At 64.8% G+C, this 15,014-nt stretch carries 11 protein-coding genes; 8 read left to right on the forward strand and 3 right to left on the reverse strand.

Annotated elements, in window-relative coordinates; translation table 11 throughout:
• The first annotated feature begins 112 nt into the window (after window positions 1–112).
• From L2Y96_RS08950 to L2Y96_RS08960, 3 genes are all read left to right on the forward strand, one after another.
• Window positions 113–1,312, forward strand: coding sequence for a pyridoxal phosphate-dependent aminotransferase (locus L2Y96_RS08950; RefSeq protein ID WP_247335855.1), 1,200 nt, complete (start codon window positions 113–115; stop codon window positions 1,310–1,312).
• 37 nt (window positions 1,313–1,349) lie between these two features.
• The gene (locus tag L2Y96_RS08955; RefSeq protein ID WP_247335857.1) at window positions 1,350–2,333 is read left to right on the forward strand and encodes a malate dehydrogenase; all 984 of its coding nucleotides are present in this window, start codon (window positions 1,350–1,352) and stop codon (window positions 2,331–2,333) included.
• A 331-nt stretch (window positions 2,334–2,664) separates the two neighbouring features.
• Complete coding sequence (locus tag L2Y96_RS08960) at window positions 2,665–3,621, forward strand: cation diffusion facilitator family transporter (protein WP_247335859.1); 957 nt, start codon at window positions 2,665–2,667, stop codon at window positions 3,619–3,621.
• A gap of 151 nt (window positions 3,622–3,772) precedes the next feature.
• On the opposite strand, the gene gnd is transcribed toward L2Y96_RS08960, so the two are convergent.
• The gene (gene gnd / locus L2Y96_RS08965) at window positions 3,773–4,777 is read right to left on the reverse strand and encodes a phosphogluconate dehydrogenase (NAD(+)-dependent, decarboxylating) (protein WP_247335861.1); all 1,005 of its coding nucleotides are present in this window, start codon (window positions 4,775–4,777) and stop codon (window positions 3,773–3,775) included.
• A 274-nt stretch (window positions 4,778–5,051) separates the two neighbouring features.
• Here gnd and L2Y96_RS08970 point away from each other — a divergent pair, with 274 nt between their 5' ends.
• Together L2Y96_RS08970 and L2Y96_RS08975 are read left to right on the forward strand one after the other, a co-directional pair.
• Window positions 5,052–6,983, forward strand: coding sequence for a M1 family metallopeptidase (locus L2Y96_RS08970; RefSeq protein ID WP_425492593.1), 1,932 nt, complete (start codon window positions 5,052–5,054; stop codon window positions 6,981–6,983).
• A gap of 11 nt (window positions 6,984–6,994) precedes the next feature.
• The gene (locus L2Y96_RS08975) at window positions 6,995–7,615 is read left to right on the forward strand and encodes a Pr6Pr family membrane protein (RefSeq protein ID WP_247335865.1); all 621 of its coding nucleotides are present in this window, start codon (window positions 6,995–6,997) and stop codon (window positions 7,613–7,615) included.
• An 87-nt stretch (window positions 7,616–7,702) separates the two neighbouring features.
• On the opposite strand, the gene L2Y96_RS23070 is transcribed toward L2Y96_RS08975, so the two are convergent.
• A complete protein-coding gene (locus L2Y96_RS23070) occupies window positions 7,703–7,765 on the reverse strand; it encodes an NADH-ubiquinone oxidoreductase-F iron-sulfur binding region domain-containing protein (protein ID WP_425492619.1) in 63 nt (20 codons plus the stop codon).
• Between L2Y96_RS23070 and L2Y96_RS08980 the strand changes: the two genes are divergently transcribed.
• The 3 genes from L2Y96_RS08980 (at window position 7,744) to L2Y96_RS08990 (ending at window position 12,388) form a co-directional block, all read left to right on the forward strand.
• Window positions 7,744–9,576 carry an ABC transporter ATP-binding protein gene (locus L2Y96_RS08980; RefSeq protein ID WP_283248878.1) on the forward strand — a complete coding sequence of 611 codons (1,833 nt, stop codon included), beginning with the start codon at window positions 7,744–7,746 and terminating at the stop codon, window positions 9,574–9,576. The two genes, L2Y96_RS23070 and L2Y96_RS08980, sit on opposite strands and share 22 nt — an antisense overlap.
• 211 nt (window positions 9,577–9,787) lie before the next feature.
• Window positions 9,788–10,690 (forward strand): DMT family transporter, encoded by a 903-nt coding sequence (locus tag L2Y96_RS08985; protein ID WP_247335866.1) that lies wholly within the window; start codon window positions 9,788–9,790, stop codon window positions 10,688–10,690.
• Between the two features lie 69 nt (window positions 10,691–10,759).
• A complete protein-coding gene (locus tag L2Y96_RS08990; protein ID WP_247335868.1) occupies window positions 10,760–12,388 on the forward strand; it encodes a serine hydrolase in 1,629 nt (542 codons plus the stop codon).
• Between the two features lie 123 nt (window positions 12,389–12,511).
• On the opposite strand, the gene L2Y96_RS08995 is transcribed toward L2Y96_RS08990, so the two are convergent.
• The gene (locus L2Y96_RS08995) at window positions 12,512–14,926 is read right to left on the reverse strand and encodes a DUF3772 domain-containing protein (protein WP_247335870.1); all 2,415 of its coding nucleotides are present in this window, start codon (window positions 14,924–14,926) and stop codon (window positions 12,512–12,514) included.
• Window positions 14,927–15,014: the final 88 nt, after the last annotated feature.

Consider the following 15,014-nt stretch of genomic DNA (forward strand, 5'->3'; position numbering starts at 1 on the left):
TGTAGCGGTGAGGCGAAAGGTGCCGCCCACAGGGTGGCCTCCTACGGCGGGTGGGCTCCGATTTGGCGTGGTAGAATGGCGGCCTTTGTTCTGTCCCCGAGACGAGGAAACGATGCCGCAGCTCGCTACGCGTATGGGTCGCGCCAAGCCCAGTGCGATCATGGTCATTGCCGAGAAGGCCAAGCGTCTGAAAGCCGAGGGGCGCGACATCGTCAGCTTCTCGATCGGCGTTCCCAACTTCCTCCCCGGCGAGCACGTCTACGCCGCCGCCCGCGAGGCGCTGGCGAAGGACTCGGGCCAGTACGGCAGCAATCGCGGCGCCGATGCGCTGGTCAATGCCTTCCTCAAGCACATTGAAGCCCTCGGCCTCACCGGCTACAAGCCGGAGAACGTCAGCACGGGCGTCGGTGCAAAGCAGATCTTGTACAACCTGGCCGAGGCCCTGCTGGATGAAGGCGATGAAATCGCTTTCCCGGCCCCGTACTGGACCAGCTACCTCGATATCGCCGAGATCGTCGGCGCGAAGATCAACATCCTGCCGTGCCCGCCCGAGCAGCACTACAAGCTCACCCCGGCACAGCTCGAAGAGGCCCTTAAGCGCAAGCCGCGCGTGTTCCTCTTCAACAACCCCTCGAACCCCACCGGCATGGTCTACACGCGCGATGAAATCGCTGCGCTGGCCGATGTCATCGTGAAGTACCCGGAAACCTGGGTCATCACCGACGACATCTACAACACCATGGTGTTCGACGGCGTGGGTTACCACAACTTCGTGCACGTGCGTCCGGAGCTGAAGGACCGCGTGATCTTCGTCGATTCGCTGTCGAAGACGTACGGCATGCCCGGCTGGCGCGTGGGCTTCATCGCCGCGCCGGAAGTGGTGGCCAAGGCCGTCACCACGCTCAACTCGAACCACATCACCAGCCTGCCGGAAGTGGTCACCGCCGCTGCCGTCGCCGCGCTCAGCGGCCCGCAGGATGTGCCGGAACAGAAGTGCGTGGAGTTCGCCGCCAAGCGCGACCGTGTCTACAACGCGCTGGTCTCGATCCCCGGCGTGGTCTGCCCCCGTCCGCAGGGCGCGTTCTACGCGTTCCCGGATATCTCGGTGGCCTTTGGCAAATCGCATAACGGCGTCGCCATCACCGACGACGTCAGCTTCTGCGCCGTGCTGCTCGAAGCGAAGGGCGTGGCCTGCGTGCCGGGCTCGGCGTTCGGCGAGCCGCGTGCGCTGCGCATCTCTTATTCGTGCCCGGATGAAGCACTCGACAAGGGCATGGCCCGCATCGTCGAGTTCTTTGCCGAGCTGAAGTAATCGTCCGTTCCAAGCAGTATTCCTGAGGAGTCGAAAGATGAAAGCACCCGTTCGCGTTGCCGTGACCGGCGCAGCCGGCCAGATCGGCTATGCCCTCCTGTTCCGTATCGCCGCTGGCGACATGCTGGGCCCGGACCAGCCGGTGATCCTGCACCTCCTCGAAATCACCCCGGCCCTCCCGGCCCTGCAGGGTGTGGTGATGGAGCTCAACGATTGCGCGTTCCCGACCCTCGCGGGCGTGGTCGCCACCGATGACCTCAACGTCGCCTTCAAGGACGTCGATTACGCCCTGCTCGTCGGCGCGCGTCCGCGTGGCCCGGGCATGGAGCGCAAGGACCTGCTCGAAGCCAACGGCGCCATCTTCGGCCCGCAGGGCAAGGCCCTGAACGATCACGCCAAGCGCGACGTGCGCGTCCTGGTCGTCGGTAACCCGGCCAACACCAATGCGCTGATCGCGCAGCAGAACGCTCCGGACCTCGATCCGAAGTGCTTCACCGCCATGGTGCGCCTGGACCACAACCGCGCCCTGTCGCAGCTGGCCGAGAAGACCGGTTCGCACTCGACCGACATCAAGAAGCTCACCATCTGGGGCAACCACAGCTCCACCCAGTACCCGGACCTGCACACCACCACGGTGAAGGGCAAGCCGGCGCTGGAGCAGGTCGACCAGGCCTGGTACGAAGCCGACTTCATCCCGACCGTGCAGCAGCGCGGCGCGGCGATCATCAAGGCGCGCGGCGCTTCCTCGGCTGCTTCGGCTGCCTCGGCCGCCATCGACCACATGCGTGACTGGACCCTCGGCACCGCCGAAGGCGACTGGGTCTCCATGGCGATCCCGTCGGATGGTTCGTACGGCGTCGAGCCGGGCGTGATCTTCGGCTACCCGGTCACCGTGAAGGATGGCAAGTACGCCATCGTCCGGGGCCTGGCGATCAACGCGTTCTCGCAGGCGCGCATCGACGCGACCGAAAAGGAACTGCGCGAAGAGCGCGCCGGCGTCGAGCACCTGTTCGCCAAGTAAGGCGTTCGTAGGAGCCCACCCTGTGGGCGACATCTTTTTGCGTTGGGGCAACAGGTTCTGTTGCTCTTTCGCGGGAGATGTTGCTGCACGGGGTGGGCTCTTATTCCTGTTGCTTCTTCGCGAATGATGTCGCCCACAGGGTGGGCTCCTACTGTTAGCGGTGTCGCTCACGGGGTGGGGTCCTGTCTTGTTGTTCTTTCGCGAAAGATGTCGCCCACAGGGTGGGCTCCTACGGGTGTCGCCCACAGGTGGGTTCCTACGGGTGTCGCCCGGGGAATGGGTTCGTGCAAGTTTTTACATGGCGCACACGCCATGCTGGCCAGCATCCCTTATGGCCACCGATAACAAGCTCATCGTCTACGCCGCGCTGGCCGCCAATGTCGGCATCGCCGTGGCCAAGTTCATCGCCGCCGCCCTGACCGGCAGCGCCGCGATGCTCTCCGAGGGTGTTCACTCCCTCGTCGATAGCGTCAACGAAATCCTTCTTCTCTACGGGCTGCGCCGCTCGCGTAAGCCGCCCGATCGCGAGCATCCGCTGGGCTACGGACGCGAGCTGTATTTCTGGAGTTTCATCGTCGCGCTGCTCGTGCTGGCGTTGGGTGCCGGCTTCTCGCTGTACGAAGGCGTGAACCACATCCTGCAACCCGAGCCGTTGCGCGACGCGAAGGCCAGTTATCTCGTCCTTGGCATCGCTGCTTTGTTCGAAGGCAGCTCGTGGTACCTCTCACTCAAGAGCGTGCAACGCCGAAAGGGGCGCATGGGTTACTTCGAAGCCTTCCGCGGCTCCAAGGATCCGACGACGTTCACCGTGCTGTTCGAAGATAGTGCGGCGCTGCTGGGCCTGGCGATTGCCGGGCTCGGGATCTACCTCTCGCATGCCTTGAACGATCCGCGCATGGACGGCTGGGCTTCGATCGGCATTGCGGTAGTACTGGCGCTGGCCTCGGCCTTGCTGGCGCGTGAGAGCAAGGCGTTGCTCATTGGCGAATCGGCCACCCCGCATCTGCTCGACAAGGTGTGCCGGATCACCGCGACGGTGCCGGGCGTACGCAAGGTCAACGGCGTGCTGACGCTGCAGCTCGGGCCGGACCAGGTGATGGCGGCGCTGTCCACGGAGTTCGAGGACGGCCTGACGACCGTGCAGATCGAGGAGTGCGTGCGCCGCATGGAAGCCGCGACACGCGATGCAGAGCTGCCGATCGTGGCGCTGTTCGTCAAGCCGCAGACGCCCGAGCAGTGGAAGGATCGCGAGAATCGCCTGGATAGTGGCGACTGGCAGACACTCTGACGCCGGCCTCGTAGGAGCCCACCCTGTGGGCGACATCTCTTCGCGATGACGTGGCAGGTCCTGTGGCGTTTTCGCGAACGGCGTCGCCCACAGGGTGGGCTCCTACGGGGGCAAAAAAACGCCCCGTTGTTCGGGGCGTTTTTTGTGTTGCTTACGAGTGCTCGCCTTCTTTGGGCGGGGTACCGCGGCCTTCGATGTGGCCGCCGAAGCCCATGCGCATCGCCGAGAGCAGGCGCTCGGCGTAGGTGTGGTCCTGGCGCGAGCGGAAGCGGGCGAACAGGGCGGAGGTGAGCACCTCGGCCGGCACGGCCTCTTCGATCGCCGCGTTGACCGTCCAGCGGCCTTCGCCCGAATCGTTGACGTAGCCGGAGTAGTTATCCAGCTCCGAACCCTTCGCCAGCGCGCTGGCCGTGAGGTCGAGCAGCCACGACGACACGACGCTGCCACGGCGCCAGACTTCGGCGATATCGGCCATGTCGAGGTCGTAGCGCTCGTGTTCCGGCAGGAACGAAGCGTTGCGGTTCTTCAGGATATCGAAGCCTTCCGCGAACGACTGCATCATGCCGTACTCGATGCCGTTGTGGATCATCTTGACGAAGTGGCCGGCACCGGCGGGGCCGGCATGCATGTAGCCGTTCTCGACGCGCGGATCGCGGCCTTCGCGGTCTTCGGTACGCGGGATATCACCGGCGCCCGGGGCGAGGGTCTTGAAGATCGGATCGAGGTGGTCGACCGTGGGCTTGTCGCCACCGATCATCATGCAGTAGCCGCGATCGAGGCCCCACACGCCGCCGGAGGTGCCGACGTCCACGTAGTGGATACCCTTCTGGGCCAGTTCCTTACCGCGGCGCGCATCGTCCTTATAGAACGTGTTGCCGCCGTCGATGATGATGTCGTCCTTACCCATCAGGCCAGCCAGCTGCTGGATGGTGGCTTCAGTGATCTCACCGGCGGGCAGCATCACCCACACAGCCTTCGGCGAAGGCAGGGCCTGGACCAGGGCTTCGACGGAATCGACGGCCTGCGAGCCATCCTTTGCCAGGGTGGCACGGGCGTCGGCGCTGACGTCGAACACGACCGTTTCGTGACCATCCCTCATCAGGCGGCGGGCGATATTGCCGCCCATGCGGCCCAGACCGATCAAACCGATTTTCATGCGTGGGGTCCTCGTGGAAAAACAACGTGGGGAATATGCGGCTGCCCGGGCGGGATGCAAGGTATACAAACGGATGACACCGATGATCCCGCGGGGATGGCTCGTTTTATTGTAAACGATCGACCATGGAAGGCTTGTTCCGGATATCCGCCCATGATGCCGGGGCAGGTGGGAAGATTTCGTCATGTGAGGGGCCGTACCCCTGACTTTCGGCACGGTTGGGGGCATGTGGCGCCCACGGGTAGTCTCCATGGGTCGTCCCACGAGCGTTTCCATGAACCCCACGATCCGCCTTACCCTGGCTGGCCTTGCCATGGCCACCACGCTGGGTGCCGCCGCCGGCACCTTCGACCCCCGCGAGACCTTCGCCCCGTTTACCTACCCGCAGCCGGTGAACGGCTACCGATCGGGCAGCGGCATGCCGGGCCCGTTGTTCTGGCAGAACCGCGCCGATTACGACCTGGCCGCGACGCTCGACCCGGTGAAGAACACCATGGTGGGCAAGGCCACCATCCACTACACGAATAACAGCCCTGACGCGCTGGACGTGCTGTGGGTGCAGATGGACGAGAACCGCTTCACGGAGGACGCTCGTGGCAACTTCACCGGCGACAAGATGCCGAAGCAGCACACGGACGGTTACCGGATCGCATCGGTCACGGTGAGCCAGGGCGGCAAGGCGCAGAAGGCGCAGTATGTCGTGGCCGATACCCGCATGCAGGTGCGCCTGCCGGAGACGCTGGCTGCCAAGGGTGGCAAGGTCGATGTCACGATCGAATATTCCTACGACCTGCCGGGTGATTTCGGCGGCCGCACCGGTTTCGATCCGTCGAAGAACGGCAACATCTACGAGATGGCCCAGTGGTACCCGCGCATGTGCGTGTACGACGACCAGCGCGGCTGGGATACCGCGCCGTACCTCAATAGCGAGTTCTACCTCGAGTACGGCGATTTCAACTACGCGATCACCGTGCCCTCCAACATGATCGTGGCGGGCTCCGGTGAACTGGTGAACCCGGAAGACGTGCTCACGAAGACCCAGCAGCAGCGCCTGGCCAAGGCGCGCGAGAGCGATACCACGGTGATGATCCGCACCCCGGAAGAGGTGACGGACCCGGCGAGCCGGCCGAAGCAGGGCGGTACGCTGACCTGGAAGTTCCGCATGCATAACACGCGCGACGTGGCCTTCGGCGCGTCGACGGCGTACGTGTGGGATGCCGCGCGGATCAATCTGCCGGAGGGCAAGAAGGCCCTGGCCATGTCGGTGTACCCGGTGGAAAGCGCCACGGCGAAGCTGTGGGGTCGCTCCACGGAGTTCATGAAGGCGTCGGTCGAGTACTTCTCGACCAAGTGGTACCCGTACCCGTACCCGGTGGCGATCAATGAGGGTGGTAGCGCCGCGAGCGGCATGGAATACCCGGGCATCGTCTTCGACCCGGCGGAAGCACCGGCCAAGCCGCTGCACATGGTGACCGCGCACGAGATCGGCCACACCTGGTTCCCGATGATCGTGGGCAGCGATGAACGGCGCAACGCGTGGATGGATGAGGGCTTCAATACCTTCATCGACGTTTACGAAATGGACGCGTTCAATCACGGTGAGTTCGGCCCGAAGCGCGATGGTGAGTACGCGCCGAAGGGTGGCAACCCGGTGGATGGCATCCTGCCGCTGCTGGCCGATCCGGACGCACCGAACCTGCTGATCGGTGCGGACATGGTGAAGGAGAAGTACCGCCACCCCGCGACCTATTACAAGGCGGCACTGGGTCTGGTACTGCTGCGTGAGGAGATCATCGGGCCGGAGCGTTTCGACCCGGCGTTCCGCAAGTACATCGCCACGTGGGCCTATAAGCACCCGTCGCCGTCGGATTTCTTCCGCCTGATGGAAAGCGAGTCGGGTGAGGATCTCGGCTGGTTCTGGCGCGGCTGGTACGCCAACAACTGGCAGCTGGACCTGGCGGTGACCAAGGTGAATGGCCAGGTCGTTACGATCGAAAACCGTGACCAGCTGGTGATGCCGGCGACGCTGCGGGTCACGCTGGATGACAAATCCACGAAGGACATCCGCATCCCGGTGGAAACCTGGCAACAGCACAAGAGCTTTGACGTGACCGTGCCGGGTAGCCACAAGGTGGTGGCGGCGGTGATCGATCCGGACCACAAGGTGCCCGATCGCGACCGTTCCAATAACAGCTGGCCTCGTTGATACTGCGCGGCATGCCTTCGCGTGCCGCCCTTGCCAACCTGTTCGCCGTGATCGTGGCGGCCGTCGCCTGGTCGGGGCTGTTGCTGCAGTACTGGCTGATCCTGTGGTCCGGGCCGGCGCTCTGGGCCACGGTCCGGTTCCTCAGCTTCTTCACCATCCTGTCCAACCTGCTTGTCGCCCTGGTCGCCGGTTCGGCGGCCACGGGCGGTAACTGGCGTTTCCTGCGCTTATGGCGCAGCCCGCGCATCCGTGGGCTGGCGGCGCTTTCGATCACGGTGACCTGCCTGGTCTACGCCACGGTGCTGCAGGGCCAATGGCACCCCCAGGGCCCGCAGTTGATCGCCGACCGCGCGGTGCATTACGTCGTGCCGGCGTTGTATGTGTTCTGGTGGCTGGCCCTGCTGCCACACGGGGAGTTGCGCTGGTCCGACGCCCTCCGCTGGCTCGTTTTTCCTGGCCTGTTCGCCGCCTGGACGTTCCTGCGCGGGGCGGTGGTCCATGAATACCCGTATCTCTTCATGAATGTGGATCACCTCGGCTACGGCCAGGTGCTGCTCAATACCGGCATCGTCGGTGGTTTGTTCCTGATCCTCGGCCTGATTTACGTCGCGATAGACCGCCGCCTGGCGTAGGAGCCCACCCTGTGGGCGACGCCGTTCGCGACAACGCTGCAGGGCCTGTGGCCATGAGGCGAAAGATGTCGCCCACAGGGTGGGCTCCTACTGCGTGATCCCTTCGCGGCAGGGAGTACACTTCCCGCATGATCTTCCGCTGGTTCGAATCCCTTATCGATATCTTCCGCGACGCGCCTGACAGCGCGCCGCCGAAGACTGTTACGCGCTTTTACATCTACTACCTGCGTCAGGTGTGGAAGCTATTCGTGGTGGCGCTGCTCGTGGGCCTGATCGTGGCGCTGATCGAGGTCGCGCTGTTCGATTTCCTCGGCCGCGTCGTCGACATGGCGCAGAAGACGCCGGCGGCGGTGTTCTTCCAGACCCACTGGCAGACACTGCTGTGGATGGCCTTTGTGGTGGTCATCCTGCGCCCGTTGTTCCTGGGCTTGCACGATCTGCTGGTGAACCAGGCGATCAACCCCGGCATGACCGCCATGATGCGCTGGCAGCATCATCGTTACGTGCTTAAGCAGAGCCTGTCGTTCTTCCAGAACGATTTCGCCGGCCGCGTGGCGAACCGCATCATGACCACCGCGCCATCGTTGCGCGAATCCGCCATGCAGGTGGCGGACGCCATGTGGTACGTGACCGTTTACGCGGGCACGTCGGTGTACCTGTTCGCCAAGGCGGACCTGTTGCTGGCGTTGCCGCTGGTCCTGTGGATCGCCGCGTATATCGGCATGCTCGTGTACTTCGTGCCGCGGGTGAAAGACCGTTCGTGGCATGCCTCCGAGGCACGCTCCAAGCTCATGGGCCGTATCGTCGACGGCTATAGCAACATCATGACCCTGAAGCTCTTCGCCCATACCAACCGCGAAGAACTCTATGCGAAGGAAGCGCTGAACGAGCAGACCGACAAGCTGCGCGCGCAGAACCGCATGGTCACGGCCATGGATTTCTCCATTACCTCGATCAACGGTCTCCTGATCGCCGGTACCAGTGCGCTGGCGCTGCTGCTGTGGACGCGCGGCAGCGTTTCCACCGGCCAGGTGGCGCTGGCCGTGGGCCTGGTCATCCGCATCAACAACATGTCCGGCTGGATCATGTGGGTGGTGAACGGCATCTTCGATAACGTGGGTACCGTGCAGGATGGCATCACCACCATCTCGCAGGAGCGCACGGTGGTCGATCGCGCCGATGCGTTGCCGCTGCGTGTGACACGCGGCGAGGTGCGCTTCGACGACATCCATTTCCACTACGGCAAGGCCGGCGGCATCATCAGCGGGCTCGATCTGATCGTGCGGCCGGGCGAAAAAATTGGCCTGGTTGGCCCGTCGGGTGCAGGCAAGTCCACGCTGGTGAACGTGCTGCTACGCCTGTACGACCTCGAAGAGGGCCACATTTCGATCGACGGCCAGGACATTGCGCGGGTCACCCAGGAGTCCCTGCGTTCGCATATCGGGGTGGTCACGCAGGATACGTCGCTGCTGCATCGCTCGATCCGCGACAACCTCCTTTACGGTCGGCCGGACGCCACCGAGGCGGAGATGGCCGAGGCCGTACGCAAGGCGCGTGCGGACGAGTTCATTCCGCTGCTTTCCGATGGGGAAGGGCGCACGGGTTACGACGCGCACGCCGGCGAGCGTGGCGTGAAGCTCTCGGGTGGCCAGCGCCAGCGCATCGCCATCGCGCGGGTGCTGCTGAAGGATGCGCCCATCCTGATCATGGACGAGGCGACCTCGGCGCTGGATTCCGAAGCGGAAGCCGCGATCCAGGAAAGCCTGGAAACCCTGATGCAGGGCAAGACGGTCATCGCTATCGCCCACCGCCTCTCGACCATCGCCCGCATGGATCGCCTGGTGGTGATGGAGAAGGGCGCCATCGTGGAAACCGGCACCCATGCCGAGCTGATCGCCCACGGAGGCCTCTACGCCCGCCTCTGGGCGCACCAGACCGGCGGCTTCGTCGGCGTCGACTGACTCCGTCCCCCCCTGTAGGAGCCCACCCTGTGGGCGACGCCGTTCGCGATGACGCCACAGGGCCTGTAGCGTTATCGCGAAAGATGTCGCCCACAGGGTGGGCTCCTACGGTGGCTGGGTTGAAGGATTTTGTAGGCTAGGGTGTAAACATTGCGCTTGTGGGCGGCGAGGTTCCGGCGACAATAGGGAGCCACAGCCCCGAGAGGTTCCTATGTCCGCCGCTGCCGATGCCCCCATCGATCCCATCGCCCCTGCCACGGAGCGCGACTGGCGCACCGGCGCCGAACTGGTGGCACTGGGCGCCGTCTGGGGTGGCTCGTTCCTCTTCATGCGCATCGCGGCGAAGGACTTTGGTCCGTTCCCGCTGGTGGGCACGCGGCTCGCGTTTGGCTCGCTGATCCTGTTGCCCCTGCTATGGCGCGCCCGCGCCACGATCCGCTTCTCACACCTGTGGAAGATGCTCCTGCTCGGCGGCCTGAGCGCGGCTATCCCGTTCACGCTGTTCGCCTGGGGTGCGGAACGCGCGCCCGCAGGTATCGGCGCCATCGCCAACAGCATGACCGTGCTGTTCGCTGCGCTGGTGGCCTTCGTGGGCTTCGGCGAGAAGATCGGCACGCGCAAGGCGATCGCCCTCGTCGCCGGCTTTGTTGGCGTGGTGATCCTGGCCAGCGGCAAGACGGCTGGCGAGAACGTAGGCCTGGCGGCGCTGGCCGGTGCCACGGCTTCGTTCTGCTATGGCCTGGCAGCCAACCTCATCAAGAAATTCCTCTCGGACATCGCGCCTACCGCGGTGGCTGCAGGATGCTTGCTCGGCGCCACGGTGCTCACCGCGCCGCTCGCATGGGCTACCTGGCCGGAAGCGGCGATCCCGGCGAAGTCGTGGGCCTGCGTGATCGCGCTGGGCGTGCTGTCGACGGGCCTGGCCTATGCGTTCTACTTCCGCCTGATCCAGAAGATCGGCGCACCCCGTGCGGCCACTTCCACCTACCTCGTCCCCCTATTCGGCGTGGCCTGGGCGTGGATGTTCCTGGGTGAGCCGCTCACCCCGACCATGGCGCTGGCGGGCGCGATCATCCTGGGCAGCGTCATCTTCAGCCAGAAAAGCAAGGCCTAAGCGGTCCCTTCCTTCTGCGCCCCGGGCGCGGCATAGTCTGGAACACCGTTTTTCCAGCAGGGGTTTCCCATGTCGCGCCTTCGTCCTCTCCTCGCTTTCGGGGTCACTTCGTTCGTGTTTGCGCTCGCCGCGCAGGCGCAGGATGCTACGCCCGCCCCGGGCGCCACCAGCGCCGAAGCGCGCCCGGTCGCACTGGCCGATTTCGACGCTTACGTCGACGCCACCCGCAAGCAGTTCGATGTGCCGGGTATCGCGGTGGCTATCGTGAAGGACGGCAAGATCGTGCTCGAGATGGGCTCGGGCGTGCGCAAGCTGGGCGATCCCGCCAAGGTCGATGCGCATACGCGCTTCGCTATTGCCTCGAACACCAAGGCGTTCACTGCTGCCTCGCTCGCCATCCTGGCGGACGAGAAGAAGCTCGACATGAACGACCGCGTGGTTGACCGCCTTCCGTGGTTCCAGATGTCGGACCCCTACGTGACCCGCGAAATGCGCGTGCGCGACCTGCTGGCCCATCGCAGCGGCCTGAGCCTGGGCGCGGGTGACCTGCTGTACTGGCCGGCCACCACCTACACCACGAAGGAAGTGGTCGAGCGCCTGCGTTACGTGCCGCTGACCAACAGCTTCCGCGCCGAGTACAACTACGACAACATCCTGTTCGCCGTGGCCGGCCTGGTCATCGAGCAGGTCTCCGGGAAGCCCTGGGCCGACTTCGTTCGCGATCGCATCTTCCAGCCGCTGGGCATGAGTGAATCGATCACCAGCGCGCCCGACCATATCAACCCGGGCGACGACACGGCGATCGGCCACGCCAAGTTCGACTTCAAGGACCTGAAGCCGGTCGAGCCGATGTCCTGGAATAACAACCCGTCCGCGGGCGGTATCTACTCCAGCGTGCATGACCTTTCCAAGTGGATGAACATGCAGCTTGCCGGTGGCGTGTACACCGATGCGAGCGGCAAGGAGCAGCGCCTGTTCTCGTCCGCGCGGCAGAAAGAGATGTGGTCGCTGATCACGCCCATCCGTATCGGCGAGCCGAGCGTGCCCGAGTTGAAGGCGGCCGTGCCGAACTTCTCCGGCTACGGCGAGGGCTGGTTCGTCTCCGATTACCGCGGGCACAAGCTCGTGTGGCACACCGGCGGCTGGCCGGGCATGGTCTCGCGCCTGACGATGGTGCCCGATCTGCACCTGGGTATCGTGGTGCTGACCAACCAGGAGAGCGGTGCCGCGTTTCAGGCTGTGACCATGCGCGCGCTCGATGCCTTCATGGATGCGCCGAAGACGGACTGGATCGCCGCTTACGCCGCGTCGGTGAAGAAGGCTGAAGGCAATGCCGACGACAGCATGAAGAAGCACGAGGCCGATCGCATGAAGGGCGCGAAGCCGTCGTTGCCGCTGGACGGCTACGTCGGCACGTATCGCGATCCCTGGTACGGCGACGTCAAGGTGGCGAAGCAGGGTGGCAAGCTGGTGATGAGCTTTTCGAAGACCGCGCAGCTCACCGGCACGCTCGAGCCGTGGCAGCACGATACGTTCATCGCGCACTGGAATGACCGCTCGCTCAATGGCGATGCGTTCGTGAACTTCGCGCTGGATCCGGATGGCAAGGTGCGCGAAGTGCGCATGGAGCCGGTCTCGCCGCTCACCGATTTCAGCTTCGACTTCCAGGACCTGCGCCTGGCGCCGGTCAAGAACTAAGAGACCCCCAGCGTAGGAGCCCACCCTGTGGGCGACATCTTTCGCGAAAGCGCCACAGACCCTGCGGCTCTATCGCGAACGGCGTCGCCCACAGGGTGGGCTCCTACCGGGGCAGGCTTTGCCTCAGCTCTCGGGATCCGTCGACGCCTTGGGCGCCCCGGCCCCGGTCGGCCCGATCAGGTCCCCCATGTTCCCGCCCGAACGCAGCACCAGATCCTGCGGCCGCAGCAGCGGAATATCCGCGCCACGCAGGCGGGCGATGATCTCGAACAGCAGGTCACTCTTCACGCCGCCCACATCACGTGGGCTGCCCACGTAACAGGTGATCGAGAACGTCATGGCCGCGCGGTCGATGCTATCGAGCGTGACGGAAGGCGCAGGCGTCTCTGCCACGCCCTGGTGCTCTCTCATCGCATCGAGGACATGGTCGCGAATGGCTACCGGGTCCGAATCCAGCGGCATCGGCAGCTTGATCAGCACGCGGCCCTGCGGGTTGGCCATGGTCATGTTGCGCACGGGCTTCGTGATGAACGACGAGTTCGGCACGATGATCGTGGAGCGGTCGGCCACCTGGATTTCCGTGGCGCGCACGTTGATCCGGCGGATATCACCCTCCGCATCGTCTAGCACCACCCAGTCGCCCACCTTCACCGGCCGCTCCGCGAGCAGGATCAGGCCGGAGATGAAGTTCTGCACGATCGCCTGCAAACCGAAACCGATACCCACGGAGAGGGCGGACGCGACCCACGCGATGTTCTGCAGTGACAGGCCCAGCGAGAGCAGGGCGATGGACACCACGATGACGATGCCGACGTAGCCGAGCAGCGTGGTAAGCGAGGTGCGCATGCCCGGGTCGAGGCTGGTGCGCGGCAGGTATTGCTCGGCCATCCAGCTCTTCACGATGCGCACCGCGAGCAGGCCGGCGAAGAACACGCCGATGCCGCCGAGGATCTGTGCCGGCTGCAGCGTGACGCCCGCGATCTTCAGCTGCTGCACCTTGCTGGCGAGATCGATGATGTCCGAGGTGCCGGCGCCGAATCCGGAAATGACGGCGGTCAGGCCGAACAGGAACAACGCCAGACGCGACACGCCGGACAACAGCACGCCGGCCTGGTCGAGCAGCTTGGGATGGGTGCCGAAGAGGGCTTGCGCCCGCGCGCTCATCGGGCCCTTTTCCGAAAGCAGGGTCTCGAAGAGATCGTCCACCAGACGCATGGCGAGATACGTCGCGGAGATCACGATCAGGGTCCATACGACCTGGCCGGCCATCCACGAGGCGAACGCGATGAACCCGCTGAGCAGGCCGATCCACGAGGCGACGATGGCAACCCATGCGGCGGCAATGAACAGGCTGGCCCACACCGGGCGCGGCGGTTCGGTGCTGCCTTCCTCCGGCGCTTCGTGCGTGCGGCTGAGACGGATGAGGGCGAGGGCGGTGAGCAAGGTGAGTACGACGGCCTGCAGGCTGCTGGTCAGTACTTCCGCAGCCAGGCTGGTACCGATGACGCGGTTAAGCACGCGCAGGAAGTAGAAGACCACCACCGCCAGCGAGAACAGCATGGGGAAGCGGCGCAGGCTCAGTGCGGTTTCGTCAGAGATCGCCGGCAAGCGCCACGAAGGCCGCTTTGCCGAAATCAGCGCGCGGCCGAGCCCGGCGATGAACGCGCCGAAGAACACCAGGTGCACGATGGCCTTCGCCACCTCGTTGGTTTCATCGCTGAAGGTGTCTCGCCAGTTCAGGCCCACATAGAACAACTGTGTGCCAATGCCGGTGGTGAGCGCCGACGTGAGCGTGATGCCGACAATGAGCGCCGAACGACGCAGGCGCCCGGGCGGCATGCGGTTCGCTGTAAGGCTGCGTACGCGCGACTCGATCCAGTAGCGCACCGCGGTCATCAGCAGCAGGCCGACGAGGATGCAGCTGATCAGTGCCGCACGGTTGCCGTTCGTCCAGCTGTTCGCGATATCCGCCTGGGCCTGGCTGGCGAAATCGCGCACGTTGGCCGAGTCGCGCGGAAACGCCTTGGCGGGTTCCGACCAGAAGGGGCGGGACAGTGGCGAATAGCTCTGACGGGAGATCCGTTCCTGGAAGCGCGTGCGGCGCAGGTCGGATAGCGCGTTGGCCGTTTGCGTGGCTTCGAGGGCCATGGCGTCGGCTTGCTTGATCTGGCCATCGACGGCATCAAAGGCCTTCTGCGCGTCCTTGCGGGCCTGAACGACCTCCGGCGGCTCCTTCGCGCCGCCGGTGGGCACGGGGCCAAGCTGGTCGACACGGGCCTTGGCGGCGTCGCGGCCGCTCTGCAGCGAGCTGGAGACTTTCTGGGATTTGCTGCCGACGTCGTTGGCCTGGGCACGCAGGTCGTCGATCTGGCCGTCGGTGACGTCCGCAGCCTTCATGGCCTTCTCGACGCTATCGAGCTGGCCTCGCAGATCGTCCAGCTGTTGGGCCGGCGTGGCGGCGGCGTCCCCGTCCTGGCCGAAGGCGGTGCCCGTGGCCACGAGGAGCAGGGAGATTAAGAGGATTCTCAGTATGCGCATGGGGCAATGATAGGTCGGAACCGACAAGCTCGATGGCCCGTAGCATGCGTTACCCTCGGTGAACGCCGCATGCGGCGGCCACGATGCG

The organism is Luteibacter aegosomaticola, from assembly GCF_023078475.1.
Taxonomy (GTDB): domain Bacteria; phylum Pseudomonadota; class Gammaproteobacteria; order Xanthomonadales; family Rhodanobacteraceae; genus Luteibacter; species Luteibacter aegosomaticola.

What these genes read in the sequence shown, in the direction of transcription:
- L2Y96_RS08955 (WP_247335857.1), top strand. Translation starts at nt 1,350, where the DNA reads ATGAAAGCACCCGTTCGCGTTGCCGTGACCGGCGCAGCCGGCCAGATC.
- L2Y96_RS08980 (WP_283248878.1), top strand. Translation starts at nt 7,744, where the DNA reads ATGATCTTCCGCTGGTTCGAATCCCTTATCGATATCTTCCGCGACGCG.
- L2Y96_RS08950 (WP_247335855.1), top strand. Translation starts at nt 113, where the DNA reads ATGCCGCAGCTCGCTACGCGTATGGGTCGCGCCAAGCCCAGTGCGATC.
- L2Y96_RS08970 (WP_425492593.1), top strand. Translation starts at nt 5,052, where the DNA reads ATGAACCCCACGATCCGCCTTACCCTGGCTGGCCTTGCCATGGCCACC.
- L2Y96_RS08990 (WP_247335868.1), top strand. Translation starts at nt 10,760, where the DNA reads ATGTCGCGCCTTCGTCCTCTCCTCGCTTTCGGGGTCACTTCGTTCGTG.
- L2Y96_RS08975 (WP_247335865.1), top strand. Translation starts at nt 6,995, where the DNA reads ATGCCTTCGCGTGCCGCCCTTGCCAACCTGTTCGCCGTGATCGTGGCG.
- L2Y96_RS08995 (WP_247335870.1), bottom strand. Translation starts at nt 14,926, where the DNA reads ATGCGCATACTGAGAATCCTCTTAATCTCCCTGCTCCTCGTGGCCACG.
- L2Y96_RS08985 (WP_247335866.1), top strand. Translation starts at nt 9,788, where the DNA reads ATGTCCGCCGCTGCCGATGCCCCCATCGATCCCATCGCCCCTGCCACG.
- L2Y96_RS08960 (WP_247335859.1), top strand. Translation starts at nt 2,665, where the DNA reads ATGGCCACCGATAACAAGCTCATCGTCTACGCCGCGCTGGCCGCCAAT.
- gnd (WP_247335861.1), bottom strand. Translation starts at nt 4,777, where the DNA reads ATGAAAATCGGTTTGATCGGTCTGGGCCGCATGGGCGGCAATATCGCC.